18 protein-coding genes are annotated in these 19,051 nt (G+C 32.7%); 9 read left to right on the top strand and 9 right to left on the bottom strand.

Going from position 1 to position 19,051, the window contains the following annotated elements; translation table 11 throughout:
* Positions 1–3: 3 nt before the first annotated feature.
* Complete coding sequence (locus PH210_RS06230) at positions 4–1,500, top strand: hypothetical protein (RefSeq protein ID WP_289983953.1); 1,497 nt, start codon at positions 4–6, stop codon at positions 1,498–1,500.
* A gap of 9 nt (positions 1,501–1,509) precedes the next feature.
* On the top strand, positions 1,510–2,082 hold the full coding sequence (locus PH210_RS06225) for a hypothetical protein (protein ID WP_289983951.1): 573 nt from the start codon (positions 1,510–1,512) through the stop codon (positions 2,080–2,082).
* Positions 2,083–2,186: 104 nt separating this feature from the next.
* On the opposite strand, the gene PH210_RS06220 is transcribed toward PH210_RS06225, so the two are convergent.
* From PH210_RS06220 to PH210_RS06210, 3 genes are read right to left on the bottom strand one after another with little or no spacing between them, the layout of a single operon-like run.
* Positions 2,187–3,317 carry a DNA cytosine methyltransferase gene (locus tag PH210_RS06220; protein ID WP_289983949.1) on the bottom strand — a complete coding sequence of 377 codons (1,131 nt, stop codon included), beginning with the start codon at positions 3,315–3,317 and terminating at the stop codon, positions 2,187–2,189.
* Between the two features lies 1 nt (position 3,318).
* Positions 3,319–5,007 (bottom strand): DNA methyltransferase, encoded by a 1,689-nt coding sequence (locus tag PH210_RS06215; protein ID WP_289983948.1) that lies wholly within the window; start codon positions 5,005–5,007, stop codon positions 3,319–3,321.
* 1 nt (position 5,008) lies between these two features.
* Positions 5,009–5,236: a type II toxin-antitoxin system Phd/YefM family antitoxin gene (locus PH210_RS06210; RefSeq protein WP_289983947.1), complete on the bottom strand. Its 228-nt coding sequence runs from the start codon at positions 5,234–5,236 to the stop codon at positions 5,009–5,011.
* 871 nt (positions 5,237–6,107) lie between these two features.
* Between PH210_RS06210 and PH210_RS06205 the strand changes: the two genes are divergently transcribed.
* Both PH210_RS06205 and PH210_RS06200 read left to right on the top strand, forming a co-directional pair.
* The gene (locus tag PH210_RS06205) at positions 6,108–7,919 is read left to right on the top strand and encodes a DUF8727 domain-containing protein (protein ID WP_289983945.1); all 1,812 of its coding nucleotides are present in this window, start codon (positions 6,108–6,110) and stop codon (positions 7,917–7,919) included.
* Between the two features lie 54 nt (positions 7,920–7,973).
* The gene (locus PH210_RS06200; protein WP_289983943.1) at positions 7,974–9,641 is read left to right on the top strand and encodes a DUF2357 domain-containing protein; all 1,668 of its coding nucleotides are present in this window, start codon (positions 7,974–7,976) and stop codon (positions 9,639–9,641) included.
* Positions 9,642–9,875: 234 nt separating this feature from the next.
* Here the strand turns inward: PH210_RS06200 and PH210_RS06195 are convergent, their stop codons facing one another.
* Together PH210_RS06195 and PH210_RS06190 are read right to left on the bottom strand one after the other, a co-directional pair.
* Complete coding sequence (locus PH210_RS06195; protein ID WP_289983941.1) at positions 9,876–10,454, bottom strand: competence protein ComK; 579 nt, start codon at positions 10,452–10,454, stop codon at positions 9,876–9,878.
* A gap of 1,747 nt (positions 10,455–12,201) precedes the next feature.
* Positions 12,202–12,441, bottom strand: a complete 240-nt coding sequence (locus tag PH210_RS06190) for a hypothetical protein (RefSeq protein WP_289983940.1) — start codon at positions 12,439–12,441, stop codon at positions 12,202–12,204.
* Positions 12,442–13,162: 721 nt separating this feature from the next.
* Between PH210_RS06190 and PH210_RS06185 the strand changes: the two genes are divergently transcribed.
* The 3 genes from PH210_RS06185 (at position 13,163) to PH210_RS06175 (ending at position 14,936) form a co-directional block, all read left to right on the top strand.
* Positions 13,163–13,390 carry a hypothetical protein gene (locus PH210_RS06185; RefSeq protein WP_289983937.1) on the top strand — a complete coding sequence of 76 codons (228 nt, stop codon included), beginning with the start codon at positions 13,163–13,165 and terminating at the stop codon, positions 13,388–13,390.
* Positions 13,391–13,890: 500 nt separating this feature from the next.
* Entirely contained in the window at positions 13,891–14,535 is a 645-nt protein-coding gene (locus PH210_RS06180) for a PDDEXK family nuclease (protein ID WP_289983935.1), read from the top strand.
* 149 nt (positions 14,536–14,684) lie between these two features.
* Positions 14,685–14,936, top strand: coding sequence for a hypothetical protein (locus PH210_RS06175; protein ID WP_289983933.1), 252 nt, complete (start codon positions 14,685–14,687; stop codon positions 14,934–14,936).
* 350 nt (positions 14,937–15,286) lie between these two features.
* Here the strand turns inward: PH210_RS06175 and PH210_RS06170 are convergent, their stop codons facing one another.
* Positions 15,287–15,886, bottom strand: a complete 600-nt coding sequence (locus tag PH210_RS06170; RefSeq protein WP_289983932.1) for a hypothetical protein — start codon at positions 15,884–15,886, stop codon at positions 15,287–15,289.
* Between the two features lie 370 nt (positions 15,887–16,256).
* Between PH210_RS06170 and PH210_RS06165 the strand changes: the two genes are divergently transcribed.
* Positions 16,257–16,652 carry a hypothetical protein gene (locus PH210_RS06165; protein ID WP_289983930.1) on the top strand — a complete coding sequence of 132 codons (396 nt, stop codon included), beginning with the start codon at positions 16,257–16,259 and terminating at the stop codon, positions 16,650–16,652.
* 23 nt (positions 16,653–16,675) lie between these two features.
* Positions 16,676–16,885: a hypothetical protein gene (locus tag PH210_RS06160; RefSeq protein WP_289983927.1), complete on the top strand. Its 210-nt coding sequence runs from the start codon at positions 16,676–16,678 to the stop codon at positions 16,883–16,885.
* A gap of 59 nt (positions 16,886–16,944) precedes the next feature.
* On the opposite strand, the gene PH210_RS06155 is transcribed toward PH210_RS06160, so the two are convergent.
* From PH210_RS06155 to PH210_RS06145, 3 genes are all read right to left on the bottom strand, one after another.
* The gene (locus PH210_RS06155) at positions 16,945–17,103 is read right to left on the bottom strand and encodes a hypothetical protein (RefSeq protein WP_289983926.1); all 159 of its coding nucleotides are present in this window, start codon (positions 17,101–17,103) and stop codon (positions 16,945–16,947) included.
* A 306-nt stretch (positions 17,104–17,409) separates the two neighbouring features.
* Positions 17,410–17,595, bottom strand: coding sequence for a YolD-like family protein (locus PH210_RS06150; RefSeq protein WP_289983924.1), 186 nt, complete (start codon positions 17,593–17,595; stop codon positions 17,410–17,412).
* Positions 17,596–17,756: 161 nt separating this feature from the next.
* Positions 17,757–19,046: a hypothetical protein gene (locus PH210_RS06145; protein ID WP_289983923.1), complete on the bottom strand. Its 1,290-nt coding sequence runs from the start codon at positions 19,044–19,046 to the stop codon at positions 17,757–17,759.
* Between the last annotated feature and the right edge of the window lie 5 nt (positions 19,047–19,051).

Raw genomic sequence — 19,051 nt, 5'->3', positions numbered from 1 at the left:
TAAATGGAGATTCAATGTTTATTAACAAATTCAAATTATTCATTGATATTAGATAATAATGAAGAAAAGGTTGTTCCTGAAACTAGGTATTCCCTTTCCATTTTAGGTTTACTTAAGCAAGAAAGTTATAACTTATATATAAACGATCAGTTTATTTTAAAGATTTCCAATGGGTATTATTCTACCTTAGTCGATTTGATTAATAATATTGGTTATCACAAATTGAATATTACCAATAACGATAATAAAATCATATTTCAAACGTTTTTTTATACCAATTCCTATAAGATGGAAGTTGAAGATTTTTATAAAATGATTCAGTTTGTTCAAAAAGAAATATTTTGGATTAACAACCAATTTATATATTATGATCATGAAAACCGACAACACGAGATTGTTGAACCATTATTCATATTTAATTGGATTGATAAACATTTCGATATAATTGAAAAACTTGTTTTAAAAATAAATCACCTAAATTTCCAGCTTCGTGACACAGAAAATTTTAAAACCTTTATGAATACCAGCCGTTACGATAAACCAAAGACAATAACCTTTTTGCGAAACAATCAACATTTCTTATCTGAATCTAATTCACAAAGTGGATTGCTACAAGTAAACGATCGCTACTTTCAACCACAAACAGTTATTGGTAAAAAAGTTGTCACTCACTACAAACTTAATGAACATAAACAAATTTATGAGCTAGTGTTGCTTATATATCGTTTCTTGTCTACTTTAAAAGAAACGTTGAAAAAAGAAAGATATGATTCCATTAGACAAGAGTGTTTTAAGAAAATTGAGAATAATCGTTTTATTAAAAGATTAATGTATTTAAAAAACAATACCTTTTTAAAGGATTTTTCCACAAAAGATTTGCTTTACATTAATCGCTACCCTAAAAGTAAGCTACAGCTAAATTATCCAGCCTATGGAGGACTGTATGACCTTTATAGCAGTTTCATAAATAATTATTATCAAGTTATTACTATGAAGAATGATACATTTTACCAACACATCAAAAATATCGATAAAATTTATGAAGCATTTTGTTGTTACGTACTTGCAGATATATTAGATTTGGCGGCAACAGATACAAGTAAGATGTTGATTTCTGGTCTAGCATTCCAAAATGAAACAGTTAAGTTTTATTACCAAGGTAAACCGAATGATATGATTGGATGGGCTGTTTCTGATGTGCCCGATATTATAATTCGTAATAATAATGGAAAAACAATATTGTTGGATTGCAAGTTCAAAATGAAAGATAGAACCACTGTAAAAGGTGAGGACATTCAAAAAATACAAGCATATCTAAATAATTATCATTTAGGTATAGGAGGCATTACTTACCCAGGTACTGAATACTATTTAACTATCGATGAAGTAATGGAAAAGTATATTTTAATACATTTACCTATTTACCCAATAACATCAGAAATTTATAAACCCTTTAAAGCCAGAATTAAAAGAGATTTTTACCTATTATTAGAAGAGTGAGGCGGGAAAATGGTTTCAATCAAAATTGACCAAGAAATGGTACAGAGATGTCTTAATTTTGCAAATACTATTATCCTAACAAATAATCAGTTCAGAAGAATTGATGATACTATTGAACAGCGTATAGAAAGGACTTTTGTTGGAAAATTGGCTGAATTAGCATTTCTAGAGTTATTACACCAAAATAATATCGAATATCCTGAAGGTGATATGTTTACCATATACCAAGGTGAAAATAATGTAGATCACTTTGACTTCATTACAAATAACGGATTTACCGTTGATGTTAAATCGGCTTCCAAACCTTTTCATAGTAGAATAATGATTCCTATTGATCAATTTAATAGAATTCCTAAACATTTTTATGTAGGAGTCAAATTAAATGGAACTGTCTCAAATGATAAAATTTTGACGAACACAATAACTAGGGCAGAAATTTATGGATATTGCACTTATCAGGCGCTGCAGCAAACTCCAACGGAAAACTACGGAGCCTTAGATTGTAAAGCTATTAATTTAAATAATTTACATCCTATTAAGTACTTATTACAACTATTCCAAGCCGATGGTTCAGAACACTAATTGAAATTTTTTAAAAAAGCACCGAATTTTCATTCATTTCGGTGCTTTTTGCTGTATATGTTGAAATATACAATTGTTTTACGAAGAGAATAAGCAATTGAATTCTAGTCTAAACTTGGTACTAACTCCTGTTGATTCTTTTCTACATCGTCGTATTCCGCAGCCATAATTATATTTCCAATTGCTTGTGCCAGTAAGGGTGGTACCGCGTTACCAACCTGTATTCCTTGAGAAGAACGAGTTCCTAAAAACTGGTAATCATCATCAAAACTTTGAAGCCTAGCTGCTTCTCTGACTGTTATAGTTCGATTTAACTCAGGGTGTATTACTCTTCCAACAGATGGGGTATCAAATCTAGTTGTAATTGTTGTGGCACACTTGTCCCACTCCATTCTCCCATATGCTCCACTATGAACGGACTTTGTCTGATGCTCTTCAGGTAAATTATTTCGATTCTCACCAGGTTTTACTAATTTCATTCTTTCAATTGCAAGCTTACTATGTTTGGTTACAACGTGATTATATAAATTTGGAGTATTTTTTCTTCTTGTTTGTTGGTATTGACTTTTCGGGCCAAACCTATACTCCATGCACTCTTTTCCTTCTCCTGATTCTAAAAAATTCAAATCAGATATTGCATCTTGAATTGTAACAAGTGGTTTTAATTCTTTCGATTTCCCATGTGTTTCATCAGGTAAATAAATTTTCTTTTCTTTACATCCCAATATTATTAGGCGTTTTCGTGATTGTGGTACACCGTATCCCTTAGCATCTAAAACTCCGTAATCCATAAAATAACCTAATTCCATAAACGCATGGTAGATAGTCTCAAAAATAAGGCCATTTTTCATTGTTAGTAGTCCCTCAACATTCTCCATTACAAAATATTTCGGGCTAAAACCTTTTACAACTTTATAGAATTCTTTAAAAAGATAATTTCTAGGATCGTCTATAAATTCAGAAGTGTTGCGGATTCGCTTTCCGCTCATGGAAAAACCCTGACAAGGTGGACCACCAGTTACTACATCGATTTTACAATCACCAATCTCACGTTTCATTTCTTCAATTGTCACATCTCTAATATCACCAATTAGTACTTTTGTTTGTTTATGGTTATATTGGTATGTTTCTGCAATTTGTGGGATATATTCATTAGCTAGTAATACTTTAAAGCCAGCTTGTTCGAAACCAGTTGACATACCACCAGCTCCAGCAAACAAATCAATCACATTCATATTATATTTTCACTTCCTCATTTAATGCTGCATTATTCAATGCTTTATCTTTTAATATTTTAACTGAAACTTCATTTTTATCTTGCAAGTTAGGAATCTGCCACATATAAACACTTTTGTTGTTTATCATTTCTTCGATATAGATAAATTCTTCTTCTAAAATGTTATCTACATTTAATTTATTATTTTTATCATCAAATAAGGCATTACTATTGACAATAATTGGGATGAGCTCTGAATAAAGCTTATCAGGAGTTGCCCCATTATATTTTTTAATAATATTGTAAGCACTCTTTATTATTAGGTCGACAAAGTCCCCTTCAAATGGTTTAAGCTTAATTTCCTCTTCAGAAATTTTTTGGAAATTGTAAATAAAATCACCTTTAAATGTATTCTTCTTATTTATTCCCTGTGTCCCCGACGCTACTGCTTGTGGTTGATAAACGATATTTATTAATTGAAATCCATTAACTCGACATGAGTTTAAAACGCTTTTCCAAACCTTTAAATCTCGGTTATGAAAAGTTAAAGATAAATATCTATTCATCTTCAATACACGGTTTAGTTCTTTAAAAACATTATTCATTCTTATCTCATAATCTTCATAGTCCTTATCACGATAAGGATCATAAATAATTTCGCCATTGTAATTAACTTCTGTATTAAGCCAGGAATTCCATAACATACTTAATCCAAAATAATTTATGGACTCACCATATGGTGGATCAGTAAATATATAATCAATACTTGATGATTCAATAAAAGATAAATTTTCACTAGATGTACAGTGGATGGATGCATCACCATAATTCAAATTGTTTATTTCTGATTTTCCTTTAAGAATCTTATTAAACCGTTGCATAAAACTTTCAATTACATTCTTTTCAGTATGAACTTTTGGAACCCAAAACTTACTAATCTGCCAGCCTGATTTCCCTGTAACATTTTTTTCATCTGCTGGTATCATCCTGGATACGTTTGGCAATGTGGATGTGAAACACATCAGAAACATTCTTCGAATTGATTCGTCTTTTACGTCTAATATATATTTGTAAATATCCGTTAAAATTAATAAAGCTCTATCACTAAATAGTTGATGAATATGGGTTCTTCCGTTTCTTCTGACATATTTAAGCATAGCATCTTGCGGAAAAAATCTTTCATCTCTTACCCTATCAAACTCTTCTTTAGCGCTGATATAAGTATTAAGATCATACTCTTTTATGTCCTCTCTAATTACACCACATGTAGGACAAGTATATTTCACTCTCGTAAGCTGCATATCGTTCCATACAAAATTATCTGCAAAACATTCAGAGTTACAAGTAGAACATAATGTATTATAGTACTGATTATATTTTTCTTCTATTTTTCTTTGAATATTTGAAAATTCTTGTTGGAATAAAAATAAATCTACATTTTTAATCGTGTTATCTACTATCATGTTAGTTACTGGATTTAAATCAACTCCAACTGCTTTTCTGTTAAGTTTTAAGGATTCTATTACTGTAACCCCTGAGCCCATAAAAGGATCTAATACAGTTTCATTCTCTTTTGTAAAATGACTAATGTATTCTGCCACGATATTATGGCTCTTCCTCCCCCAGTATTTATGCATTAGATAATGCTGGGGATGAGACTTAGGTATTACTGTATAGTCAATTGGAAGAATTAGTTCTTCTTGCTGCATGTTATTTAGGCTCCTTTAGAACAGTTTTTGCGCTGTCTTTTTCTATTAATTTTTTATATTCCTCGAGTGAAAGAATTACAGCAACTGGCTTATTATTTTTGATTATATAGTAGTTTTCATTCTCTTCTACTATTTTAGTAATAATTTTAGGAGCTTTTCCCCTAGATAAATCAGTAACGGATACCATTCTTTCAAGTACACCAGTTAAAATCTTATCATCTATAGACATAATGATAATTCTCCTCATTTTTTTTATGTATTAATTATATCATAATTATGATGTAATTCCAAACTCAATCGAACGTTTATTCGATTTTTAGTTTGCGAAAATATAACTATAAATTAAAAAAACACCATTAAAATGGAGGATGAAAGAGAAGTAATCCTATAGATTTATTTGAATACGTACCACATTATCATTGCAGATTATCTGTGCCACATATATTCATTAAAAAAACTACAATAATGTCCCCATGGGAAGTGTCTATGGCTTGTATTCTAAATTATGCTAGCAACTTATACATGGATCATATTCACTTTTCCACAAACCTTTAACCATCTAATTAATTAAGAAGGATTTTTATTGAAAAATTGGGTTGTTGCAGAGGGGCACAAAAAAAACTACCATTTTATATCCTGTTTTTAAAATTCTTTCAAAAAGCTGCTCTTTTACAAGCCACTCTTTTCCCACTATTCAAAACAGTTTAACTTTCCTTCTTTCAATCCCCTTTATTTGATTGTTATTATTTTGATCTTCTATGATTTCAATTCTCCATTTCTCAAGAATTTCTAACTTGTTCCGTATAAGATTCCTTCCCTCAAAGTAAATAACTCTGTTCTTTGTTCCGCAGCTGTAATATCCCCAACTGCTTTTCCTCATTTATGTTAAATCAATCATGAATACCCTTTTTTCTAATCTAATAGTTTGGCATCTGTTTAGGTGTAAAAAATAATACCCATAGTTCTCTTCAAAAAAGTCATCCATTACAAACATAAACCCATCGTTCTAACACATATTATCTAAACTTTTTAATTTTTTTAAAAAAACGTGGGGAAAAATGGTAAAATAAGATGAAGTTAATCGTATAGGAGGATACAACTTGGAGTATTTTGATTTTTTCAAAACTAGAAATTTTATTTTTTCAGATGAGATGTTGACTAATTTTGCTCTTTCTTTAAAAACTAAACCTTTTCTAATTCTCTCGGGTATTTCTGGGTCAGGAAAATCTAAGATAGCGGAACTTTTCTCTGAATACCTCGTTGATGACCTAGTGAAACAAATCACTTTTATGTCTGTAAAGCCAAATTGGAAAGACAGCAAAGATTTACTTGGCTACCACAATTTGATTACAGGTGAATACGAAACGACACCGTTCTTAAAATTATTAATCCGTGCTGCCCAGGAACCAGATAAGCCGTTCTTCTTACTTTTAGATGAGATGAACCTGGCTAAAGTTGAACACTACTTCTCTGACTTTTTAAGCTGTATCGAGAGTAGGAAGTATGATACTGTACCTATCATTCCATCAGATAGCGAAATATTAAAAGAATTAACATCATCTGGTCAAAAACTAACACTTTCACAGGCACAATTTTTATCGGCACTTCATTTGAAAAATCTAGGATTCGATGTAGAGAATGAATTCCTTGATGTTGATGTATATCGAAAAACAATATTTATTGATTGGTGGTTTTCAAAATCAAAATCAAAAACTCCTGAAGAACAGTTCCGAGTAGAATTCAATCAGCCTGGTCGTTTAGCACATACAATCTTTGAAAGTCCAGGTAGTGGTGGACGAAAGTACCGCCTTAAAGATCTAGCACATTTAGATCCAAAAGATCGTGAACCCTGTGAAAAATTAATAACTTTTTATGAAAGCATTGTTAAAATTACTAAAAAGAAAATAGTTATCCAACAACCAATTATTCTACATTCGAAGGATAATAGTTTACTAAGTACGGATTCAGCTTATCCTCCCAAGAATAATTATACTGTATCTTCAGTCGCAGATTGGTATGATGAGGCAACAAATACATATTTTATTCCAAGTAAGCTTGAAATTCCTCTAAATATCTTTGTTATTGGTACTGTAAATGTTGATGAAACCACATATATGTTTAGCCCTAAAGTGCTTGACCGTGCAAATTTAATCGAGTTTAACGATGTAAATATCTTAAGTATTTCTCCAACATTTGGAATTGCTCCAGTGACTGGAACTGCTCCTGAAACTGGATCCGCTCCTGAAACTGGAACTGCTCCTGAAACTGGATCTGATTCTGAAACTGGATCTGCTCCTGAAATTGGAAATGCTCCTGAAACTGGATCTGCTTCTGAAACTGGATCTGCTCCTGCGTCTGGAACTGCTCCCGGCACTGGAATAACTGCTAGCGAACCCTATAAATTACAAAATGACCCTGTTTTATTACCTTTAGAATTAGCTACATTGGAAATCTCACAAACTCTAGCCAATTCCACTCCAAATGTAATGGATGATTTATTAGAGGTATATAAATTGCTTGAGAAATTCAATTTGCATTTTGGATATCGTGTTATCAATGAAATCTCGCTCTATATCACAAATGCTGAAAAAAGCGTTACATCTTATCCAAATCTAGCAGTAGATGCGTTAGATTTTCAATTCCTTCAAAAAGTTTTACCTAAGTTCAACGGTTCTATCCAGAAGTTATGGGAGCCTTTTGTGAATATTCTTTCTTACATACGAAACTCTAAAGCTACACCATTGCAGGCCGACGAATTTAAAGGAATTACAAGGCAGTTATTTAGCAAGGAGCTCGAAAATGTAACGAATATAGATTATAGAAATGTATTTAAATACCCACGTACGGCGAAAAAATTATTATACCTTTTACGAAATCTTGAAAACAACGGTTTCACAAGCTTCATTGAATAATAAGTGTCACATTACCCTTCACTAACTAAACCATTAAGAATAGAGGTGAAATTTGTGACAAAACAAAGCATTAAATATTTTAGAAATAGTCAATTAATTATATATCCAAGTGCAATGGCAGATTTGATAGATTCCTCAACAGTGAAACTGCCGTTTGAAGAATGTGGTGATTCCATTCTTCAATATGATAAATCTTTAAATGAGATATTTTTAGAAGAAGTCACTTCCTATACAGTGGAAACCATTGATGAAACACCATTCAAAAAGGATGACTTTAAATCGATTGGTACCTATGTATCAAAAAGTACAGGTCTGCTCAAATTCGTAAATTACTTGGGTGCTGCTACATTCAAAGGACTAAAACTAAATATCATTAGCCAAAAACTTTCAGAAGAGGCTGTACAAACGGTCATTTCCGATATTCAGAATTCATATTTAGATTTAGTCTATGACTTTCATAATCCAACTACCTTAAAAACCCGAAATACAAAGCGGAACCAAGTTCGGATTGAATATCATAAGCTGAAGTTAATTTTGAGCATGCTAGAACATAAACGACCCGAAAAAAATATCTATAAAATTATCGAGAGAATACTCAACAATTCCTATCAAAGTTATTACAAGCAAGAACGTTCCGTTACAATTCATGATTCCATACCTTTTGGAAACCTGGATATATCTAGCATGGTATCCGGAAGAAATGATTATTATCCCATTCAACCGACACAGATTCAGAATAGTAAACTCGTAAACAGTTTTTATCGCCATACAGGAAGACGCATCTTACCAGTGTATTTTACATTAAACGAGACGCTCGACACATTCGATAATCATGAGAATCGTTTTATTAAGTATTTTTTAACATTATTAATTCACTCATTAAAAAAACTGCAGCAAATGATTACACACAAAGGCATTTTTGGCTATAATAAGACTTTAATTCAATCAATACAGCAACATGTAAAAAAATTAAATCATATAGTTACATCAGCCTTTTTTAGAGAGATTTCTCCATTAACGATGATTCCTTTTCAATCTCAAGTACTTAACAAACGTGAAGGATATAGTGAATTATTCCATCACTATATCATATTAAGCACTCAACAAGAGCTTGTGTTTGATGATGAAATAGACAATTTAATTGATTCCAAACGATTTGATAAATTATATGAGCTTTGGTGTTTCTTTAAAGTAGTTGAAGCATTTAAACAAATCAACCATGGTCTTTATGAGAAACACATTACTTTTACTGTTAATAGGGAGAGAATCCTCTTTAACGAAAAAAACGACAATTGCTATTTCACTTTCGTTAATTTTGCTGGTTTGAATCTCAATATAAAAGTACATTTCCAAAAATACTTTATTGGTGGCAGAGATACGTACACATTAGATTATGATCCTGATATCACGATTGAGGTTTTTAAAAATAACAGCTTAAGTGCACGTGTCTTCTTCGACGCAAAATATCGTGTTGACTTCGATAAGAACGAAGTAGGGAGATTCAAAGCGGAAGACATAAACAAAATGCATGCATATATTGATGCGATTTGTAATAGTAAAGGGGCTTACATATTATATCCTGGGGATATTGAAAAGCTTTTCCGTGTGAATCCCATAGATGTTCTACCTGGCGTTGGTGCGTTGTGTTTAAAGCCTAATGACAACGGTGATAAATTAAACTTAATTAAATTCATTAATGATATTATTGATGAATTGAAATAATTATTGTAAAGGATTCAGTAAATGATACTGAATCCTTTACATTTGTATTTACAATGACTAAATTAAAAGTATTCGAGTTTAAATATCTTCATTGTCAATATATAATTTACATAAGCGGTATCCGGATTAACCTGAACTATTTTAGTTTTCTATATTTAGGTAAGTTTATAAACCTTTATATTTTTCCAGAGGATTAGCCGATTTTTCTATTGTACAAATTTAGTAAACATCATCCTAATTTGATTTGATAACCTTTACTCTTCCCACTGTTTTGCATTTGTAAGAACCCTTTTTTTCTACTATCATTAAACCTTTCTTTGGTTCAGTTAAAAAGTTTTCAGAGATTTTTGTATTATTAATAATTATTTCCTTTAGTTCCTCTGTTTGGCGGCATTTATTACGAAAAGCAGATTCCTTCATCACAATTTCAATTGTATGTCCGTTGCTTAGGCAGATTTTTGTAAATTTAACACCTCTCGGTTGAGTGTTTTTCACATGATTAAGTGCAAACCAGACACAATTTTCATTTTTGTACGATTTTGTTGGAAATACCCATATATCTAGTGAACCATCTATTTTAATTGGATACATTTTTCTCTTTTTCCCAAGCAGAAGTTGTGAGCTCTTAAGTGCTCCCTTAAAATTAGAACCATAACTCATCAATGACCTATCAATTAGTTTGACCGGCGGCATGGCCACTAAAAACATATCTTCCCCATCAATAACAAACGTGTATAATTCCCCATTTTTGTGAATTTCTCCATATAATAGAATTGTTTTCTTATTAATTAAATAATTATATTTAATTTCCATTCTGTTACCCCACTTTCGTTAAAGTTATCAATAATTTGATTTTAAATTTTGATTAACTCGAAAAAGGGTATACTTACATAAAGTTGGTATACCCAATTTGCCGAAAACCCATGGGTGCAGTCTGGCAGGACATCATCACCTATGGGTTTTTATAATTTTGTCTCACATTCTCTTCACCTCCCTTACAGTTGCAGCCATTTGACCAGCTTTTCGAAATTTTCTTTATCATTGGCTAAATAATAATAGCATGCACTCTCTGTGCCATTGAATTTTTTCCAAATGGGATTTGTACTGTTGAAATCCCCAATTTTTAACTGCCTCATTCGAATTGTCAGTTCATGCCTTGTTTCCGCCAAGCTATTTTTTCTACTTCTTTATTTGTATTAAAAGCAATACTAACAAGTAAAGGATTAATGGCAAGTGTCCCTGTTTCATTCTGGTGGAAATAATGTGAACAATTCAATAAATCAAATATTTATTAACTTGATGTATACCTATGCCTCTAAATACATTTCATAATGATCATCTACCGCCCTGTGTACCACTTTCCCAGTTGAAATAAATGCAACAATCTGGCATATCTGTGACAGGGAAAGAATCTTTTTATTCGTGGGTCTTACCACTGCTCTTTATTCTTTTTCCACTCCAGCTACTTTTAGTTGATTATTGGATTTTAGTATTTTATTTGTTCTTTTGTTCAATCCTTTCCAATGTCAAAGGCGATCCTTTTTGATAGAGCTACCTTTTTTCCTTTTCTGTTAAGGTCAATATAAAACTAGTCGGACTCCTCTTTTCAAAAGCCTCTCAAATATTTGGATGGCAACTTCTGTATTCATAACAAAATGAAGAAGTTTGTTCCCTTTTTTTGTCAATATTTGCAGCGCGATATCCCATTTCTTCGATTTGGCAAATTGCTTTTAGCCGTTGATTTCCATCAAATATGGTCAGTACAACAGTCTTCTCTTTTTCAAAACAAGTTAACATTTACTACCATTGATGGAACATAAATTTCTCAGTTAAAACGTTCTTAAGAATATTTTTTTTAATAGCTCTAAAATGGAATTTATTAACCTCTGGAAAATCCACATGCCCATTTCTGATTAACGATGAAAGCTCTTGAATCGTGTAAGTTGCGATAGACATAAGTTTGGAAAAATACATCGTTGAAGAACAAGAATACCCAATCCATGCCATATTTACTAATGCATTAAATTTCATGGCTGTTCTTTGTATGGAGGTGGTTGATGAATGGGTTTTATACTTCTATCTTTATGGTCATAAAGATGATTAATAGCGGACCATGATATTTCCATGAGCAATAATTTTATAAATTTCTAAGTTGTAGGATAGCTTCTAGGTGGGGCATTAAGCGTTTTGGGGTTAGTTCAAAGATCGATAAGGCCAAGGTAACCTGTATACCCGTTAAGCGAGATACTCTTCCTGTGATTGCCCATTTGTTTTGGGATTAACTTTTGCCAGCTTTCAAAAAATGCAAGAAAAAAATGCAAGAGAAACCACCATTACATCATTCGGTTTGTATTTACCAAAGTTTGTTTCGCCTTTTTTGACTGATAAATTACCTTCGAACAAGGCAAGCAGGCATTTCTCAAGCTTGTAAGTGAGATAACTGAGGATTTATAGTTCGTTAGTCGGGATAATTCTTGTTCAATTTAATATTGATGCTTCAGCTTCATTGCAACGTTTCTTGTTAATTCAGTATAGGTGTCACGATTATCATATTAAATAATTAATCCCATTTGGGCCTCTTTCCTCTCCGTAATGGTGTCGGTGAAAAGCTGCCTTTCTTCCTGCTCTGAAGGTCCAAATAAACCTGCATCGCTACTGGATAGGCCTTTAGTTTCTCAAAATAAGCTGGAATTTTTCGTATTTCTTTTTTATTTCCTGTTTCCTCTGCCGTTTCTTTTGCGATTTTAGGTGGCTTAATGAGGATGACAATTGCCCTTGCCCTGTGCTGGCCGTTCAGCATTTAAAGTTTGATGCCCGGTTCTAAGGACCAACCTTGATTGGTCTGTGTAAATGCTCCACGTGCTGAAAAGATAAATGGAGAAAAATAAAAATCATTCCCTTCAAAGATGTTTTAATAAACTCACTTATTTCTGTTCTCTTATCGGCTCTACTTCAGAATAATTTCCAGTGTTGAATACCGTATTTGGATCTCTAGTACCTTTTTCAAAACTGATAATAGCCAATTCCTTCATTCATACGTCTTGAAGTAAGATTCGACAATTATCATCACTTCTCCCGAAATTATTATAATTTTTGTCATATAAAAAAGTAAATTGAATTTTTATTTCTTCATTCATTTAACTAAACTCAAAGCTTTATTCTTTACTTTCTTTTCATTGGTACCTTGACAAAATTTCGTTATAGTAGTATAATATAATATTTATTTTTATCTATACAATTTTTTGCCTGTAATTTGGCGCAATCTTTGAAAAATACTCATACAAAAATATTAAATAATTTAAAAAATAACTATATTTATAAAATTAATCACTTGTTAACAAAATAGACATTTTTCGTTCGAAAATTTGTAATACACCTTTAATAATGAAAAAAATCCGTAGCTCTGAAAGTTTTGATGAGGTGAAAATGATTATGAATATAACATCAAGTGTAATCAAAGGTTCACTTTAGATGTGATGATTCGAAAAGAAAATCAGTGTTTGATGATGGACAGTAAAAGCATGAGTCCGAAATTTGGTTTTAGGGATCTTACGGATAAGGTTAAGCGATTGGTCGAATCAGTCAAACAGGTTTATCGGCATATTACGGAAAGTTTTCTAAATGAATATGACCCATTCGATACTAAATTGGATTTTTTAATCGAAAAAATTTTTGGAGCCGTCATTCTTTACGAGCAATATTTTAAGAAAAACCATCATGATAAAAGCTGCAGAAGAGCTGAAGATTAATCTCGATAGCGATGAATAAAATTATCTCTGCTCAAATGTCCAAGTGTTAAGATTATATTAATTCAAACAAATTATTTTCAGAAAGGATCAAGTCCTTCAATTGTTGACAGGCATTAGAGGCAATTCTATTAAGTGCTTTGACATTTCATTAATACTTTCAGATTCAGAAGGAGATATAATTGAAATGGATGATGTTACACCAACAATCGGAAGCATGCACCACATAGTTGGAGAGTTTGCTGAGGAACTAGTAAAAGAAGGAATCATTTCTTAATTTAATGCTCTATTAAACTTGTTTTTGATTTTGCGCGCCTGGCGCGTCTCCCCTGCCCCGTACTTCCATGAATCTTCGTACCGTACCTCCAGCACAAATGAACATTGTTATAAGTCAACAATGGCCATTTACAGAGCCATTTATAAAAATTGGCCAATATTCTTTAATAAAAAAATATGGAACAGGAGGTATAATAAAAAGCGGAATATGAATTGGAGGAGTTATAATGTTGGTCAAGATTCAACTTGACGGCACTTTGCCGAACAAAAAGAGAATGAAGAAGAACACCCACGAGATATCGAGAATTACCTATAGGAGCCTGGGCCTCGTCGAATCTGCACTGGAAGAGTTCCTACAGGAACATATCGAGGTTCTAACACAGCAGGAAGACTACGAGCTCAAGATAATCGGCAAACAGGTCCGCAACAATGCGAATAAGAGGACGGACTTGGTCGGGATTGACAGCAACGGGAATATCGTCGTGATTGAGATCAAACGGGACGAAGAAGACATGAGGGCGCGAAAGGACAACTTTGAATCCCAAGCTATCCGCTATGCCGCCTCCTTCGCTAAGATCAACAGTGTCGAGGAAATCGTCGAGAAAGTATACTCCGATTATTTGGTCCAGCATGAAGGCGTCCAAAGAGAAGAGGCCGTCGAGGCCGGCATTGCTAACATCCTTGCGTTCCTTAACGAACATGAAGCCTTTGATGATTTCAATGCCGATCAGCGCATCATCTTGGTCGCCTCGAGATTCGACCCAAGCGTTCTGTCAGCCTCTGCCTGGCTTTTGACCAAGGAGTCGACATCTCCTGCTTCGAGATTGCGCCGCAAGTCATCGAAGGAGAAACCGACGAGGAGTATCTCCTAGAAATCAAAAAGCTTTTGCCCCTTGGCTCTGATGACGACTACTTCTCCGAAATATTGACGAACGAAAACAAACGGCCGACCGCTCGAAGGCAGGCAAACGGGACGCGAAAACGTTTCCCGAAACTCATCCACATGCTGGATGTCGGACTTGTGTCTGAAGGCGATCAGATCTACTTCAGGAACAAGGAAGAGACATCTCTCCCGAACATTCAGATCGGCAACAATGTGGAGTTCAACGGGAAAATTATTTCCTTAAACGCGTGGGCGAAACAGTTTGCGCCAAGCGGAAAAGTCAATGCGTATGATTATGCGATTGTGAAAGAAAAGAATAAAACACTGTCGGAGATACGAGCAGAGGGTTATAAGTTGTTCGAGGGTATGGGGTTTGATCCGATTGAATAAGAACTGATTGCGTAATAATTGCAACCACCCATCACATCATTCCTAAAAGAAATAAAAGAGGACTTGAAAAATAAAAAATTGATGATTTTGATTATGTAGACAATCTTGTCTTTTTATGTCCAAATCACCATGATATAGGAGACAAATTGGATTGGAAGCCTTTCTTAAAAGCACCTAGTGGCAATAGAAGGGATATGTTTTTAAAATCCTTACAACGAAAGATTACGAATGATATTACTAATTAATCAGACATTGTATGTAAAAAAAAAAGTACCCATGTGGCCACGCCCTGGGAACTTTTTACTTTTCACTTTTCCCAAAAGACCTAAAAAAAAAGGTTTTTAGATAAACTACTTTTTCTGTCCTGAATTTACCTCTCCAGTTAATCCTATTTCAGCTTTGAGACCAACAAGGTTAATCGTTGCAGACTGTTGGCTACTATGAGCACTACTTAACCATTGTTTAGCCTCTTCTTCTTCCTTTAAACTATTTTTATCTAAATAATTTAAAAAATGGTCATATGCAAATTTCCTATATTGAAAAGTTTTATACAAGTCATCAACGATATCATTGAATGTTTTTTCTTGCGTTTTGCTAAAGGCCTCCGGAATTAATGTACCTAGAGGTAATTTTTGACCTTGTTCCATGGAATCTCTAAGTTTTGTAAATGCTTCGTACGCTTGTAATTTAGAAGGATTACTTTTGCTTAGGGTGTTTAATGCAGTATCAATTTTCTCAAAATTATGTATTAAATCATATACCTTATTATAGAAATCAGTAAAACTTTTTTGCTTATCTTCTATAGATACTGTTTCCTTACTAATGTCTTTGCTCTTTTTCTCCTGGGAAACATTATTTTCCGTTACGCTATGAGTTTTAAAATTTGAATGAAGTCCAATATAGACTGCCACTCCAATAATAATTACAAGAATTAAATGATTTAACTTCATCTTATTCCAACCCTTCCTCCTTTCTCTTTATTTTACAGCATTTTAAATGGATTAAGTATTGCTAAATAAAATATCGTTGAGTATATCTACATTATATTGAAAAACCTACCAAACTGGTCTATTATTAGTAAGCGTAACATATTTTACCAAATTAACAGAAACCAAATGAATGCCCTGTCATTAATATAAAAAGGAGATGTATACAATGGGGAAAGTTATTAAATTCTTAGTAATTTATGTGCTTTTAGGATGGATTACAATTCCATTATATTGTATTAAATGGATATTTAAGGGGTAAAGGGTAGCTTAGTTATCACCCTCTTTTTTCAACTCGCAAGAACAACATTTTAGTAATTGACTGGTGATATTTATGGACGATTCAAAGGGGATATTTGATTTACATTTTCATAATACTGTTTTACAAGTTTATAAACCACATAGGCGAATAGGATTTAGAGAGGCAAAAATAGAAATCTCGCACTGTCTTTTAGATAAGGAACCAGGATACGATTTCACTCTTTATGACGAAGTTTATGGGTATAATGTTGACCTCTTTTCACTTAAAGAGAAGGACAGCCAAAAATTCAACTTACATTCTATTGCTATTAGATTAGCGGAGGCAATAAAGGAAAAAACCGGATTGGATATTCAAGTAATTAAAAAGATACAGGGTACTCCTATGGAATATGATGAGAATGCGGAAGCATTTGCTGAAAAAATGTGGATTGCTAGGATGGCTTTAGAAGGTATCGATGACGACTACTGATTTATTCTAATGGAGGAATCTAAATGGCAACCTATATGGAAATCCAAGATTACATAAAACTAAAACATGGATACTCAGTAAAAACCTGCTGGATTGCCCATATGAAAGAAGTTTGCGGTCTCAAACCAAAGAAATCACCAAATAGGCATTCCCCCATCTCCAGGGTTCATCCTTGCCCTTTAGCCAAACAGAATGACGTTAGAGAAGCGTTCCAGCATTTTAAAATGATTTAAATATTTAATAAATAAAAGTAAGAGCGGTAAAATTGCTCTTACTTTTTCATTAACCAACTTTATTTGCCTATATCCATTCCTGTAATGCTGTTAAAGCTTGTATCTAAAGAAACAGCCAATCGTTCTTTAACTTCCCCTTTCGGAGAGTCTGATGAAAGAATATATTCATAATCGAAAAAACGCCCATGTATGGTTTTGTCACCATTAGGATCAAGCAAAATGGCAATGAATCCTCTATTTTTTATCATTTCAATTAAAGGTAATATATCAACATATTCCTTTTCTAAAATTATTGTAGGCCTTTCTTTATCAACAAAATTAACAAGTATATAAATAAGTCTCCTCTCAGTCTACACTCGAATTCATTGTAATTGAGGGAAAGACAAAAAGGTTGAAAAAATCCAATTTGTACCTTTTTCGACATAATTCTTCTTTTGTAAAATCACCTGATGGCTTAAAAATATCCTCTAATCGTTCTTAATAACGCCAAACCGCGTTATGCTGAAGTTATCCTTGTAGTCCGCTTAATCCAAGACCTTCACTCCGACCACACTTTCGAAAATCACCCTCTCAAATTCGCCAGGCTTCACTTCAATGCGTAGCTCATGCGTAAAAGGATCCCCGAAATGAACTCGACCATTAATATCATGAGTAAATCCGTCATCCCATAACGTCAGCTTTACCGAATGGTTATATTCCATCTTATTCAATAGACGCACCCGATAGTTTAAGTACAGTATTTCACAAACGCGTCAGTATTTGGGACTATCTTTGCGATTATTTTAGGATTAACTCAGCCTTCCTTAAGATACAAAAAAAAGAAACTGGTATTACATGATTCAGTTTCTTTTTTTTATTTATTAATTTTCTACTAAGTCCACTGCTGACCTGTATGATGTGAATTTATAACTTTATTAGCTAAAAATTCAAGTAAAGGCACATGTCTTTCAATTAAAAGATTTGACGGTTCAGGTTCAAAAAATTCACCTGGACTTTTTTTGGAATGAACTATTGCACATCGTAAATTATAGATTCTATTACAAATTGTATAGATCGTATTCCTATAATTATTTATTCTAATATCTTGAGAATATCTTGCACTAACATGAGGTACTTCAGCTGCAATCGAAAATAGTTTATCCCTGGAAAGTCCTCGCTCACGCCTAGGTAAATTGGTATTATAAAACCAACTTACTATTTCTGAATGATCACTAAAACTAAAAGTATCAGATAAAACCTTTTTGAGAGATTTAAATTCAGTATCTTGATTAAAAAAGTATTCTAATACATTATAATAAGATAAAAATTGGAGTCGTGAGTCAGTTGTTGACCTGGCTGCATTAAAATATTTTAAAGGCGTAAGTTCAAGTTTAAATGGATTTTCAATTATAAAGGAACTATAAGGATTGTCAATCCCTCCCTTTCTCCTCTCAAGGTGATGAAAATTTGTTACTCCAAAATTAAAACCTTTTAACGCTGCAAAATACAAAAAATGTTGTATTACTTCTTCCTTTTTTAATTCGATATTTACTATATTGTCTTTATAATACTGTTCATCAAATAGAATTTTGCAAGTTAAATATTGTTTAGGTTTTGTATATTCATCCGGTGATGCAGCATCTAGTGACATAAACCTAGGCTTTTGTTCTATCCCTGCTAATGGATTAATCCATTTCTCTGCAGGTTTATCAAGGTCAAAATATGTAAACCAAAATACATCACTCATCACATTTATTTCAGCTTCACAAACATCTTTAAGTGATAAATCTAAATCACCGTGCACTTCACCCTCAAAGCTGGTAATTCTTTTAATTGTATAAATGTCTAATGGTGTAAGTAATATTTCATAGTAATTGGCTATTCTTAACTCTCTTTTTTTAGGTGGTGTACGAAAATATGTATGAACTATTGCACGGTTATTTTTTAATAAATCCAAAATAAAATTAATTAATTCAGTATCATTGGAAGGCAATATATCTTTTCTCCAGCTTGAAATACAACTTTTCACCTTATTTATAATTCCATATAGAAGTGTTGGATCGTATTCTGCGTTATCTTCGGTTTTTAGACTCTTACAAAGTACAACAAATTCTTCCTCTTTCCATTCACTTACCCAATCTTTCAATAAAGTTTCATTTACTTTAAATGCTAAAGGTTTCATAATTT

Source organism: Paenibacillus sp. BSR1-1, from assembly GCF_030403775.1.
GTDB lineage: Bacteria > Bacillota > Bacilli > Bacillales > Cytobacillaceae > Neobacillus.
The sequence above is the reverse complement of the archived record's forward strand: the minus strand, read 5'-3'. Positions and strand labels throughout refer to the sequence as shown.

What these genes read in the sequence shown, in the direction of transcription:
- PH210_RS06220 (WP_289983949.1), bottom strand. Translation starts at nt 3,317, where the DNA reads ATGAATGTGATTGATTTGTTTGCTGGAGCTGGTGGTATGTCAACTGGT.
- PH210_RS06225 (WP_289983951.1), top strand. Translation starts at nt 1,510, where the DNA reads ATGGTTTCAATCAAAATTGACCAAGAAATGGTACAGAGATGTCTTAAT.
- PH210_RS06160 (WP_289983927.1), top strand. Translation starts at nt 16,676, where the DNA reads ATGGCAACCTATATGGAAATCCAAGATTACATAAAACTAAAACATGGA.
- PH210_RS06170 (WP_289983932.1), bottom strand. Translation starts at nt 15,886, where the DNA reads ATGAAGTTAAATCATTTAATTCTTGTAATTATTATTGGAGTGGCAGTC.
- PH210_RS06165 (WP_289983930.1), top strand. Translation starts at nt 16,257, where the DNA reads ATGGACGATTCAAAGGGGATATTTGATTTACATTTTCATAATACTGTT.
- PH210_RS06215 (WP_289983948.1), bottom strand. Translation starts at nt 5,007, where the DNA reads ATGCAGCAAGAAGAACTAATTCTTCCAATTGACTATACAGTAATACCT.
- PH210_RS06210 (WP_289983947.1), bottom strand. Translation starts at nt 5,236, where the DNA reads ATGTCTATAGATGATAAGATTTTAACTGGTGTACTTGAAAGAATGGTA.
- PH210_RS06230 (WP_289983953.1), top strand. Translation starts at nt 4, where the DNA reads ATGGAGATTCAATGTTTATTAACAAATTCAAATTATTCATTGATATTA.
- PH210_RS06190 (WP_289983940.1), bottom strand. Translation starts at nt 12,441, where the DNA reads ATGCTGAACGGCCAGCACAGGGCAAGGGCAATTGTCATCCTCATTAAG.
- PH210_RS06185 (WP_289983937.1), top strand. Translation starts at nt 13,163, where the DNA reads ATGAGTCCGAAATTTGGTTTTAGGGATCTTACGGATAAGGTTAAGCGA.
- PH210_RS06180 (WP_289983935.1), top strand. Translation starts at nt 13,891, where the DNA reads ATGTTGGTCAAGATTCAACTTGACGGCACTTTGCCGAACAAAAAGAGA.
- PH210_RS06145 (WP_289983923.1), bottom strand. Translation starts at nt 19,046, where the DNA reads ATGAAACCTTTAGCATTTAAAGTAAATGAAACTTTATTGAAAGATTGG.
- PH210_RS06195 (WP_289983941.1), bottom strand. Translation starts at nt 10,454, where the DNA reads ATGGAAATTAAATATAATTATTTAATTAATAAGAAAACAATTCTATTA.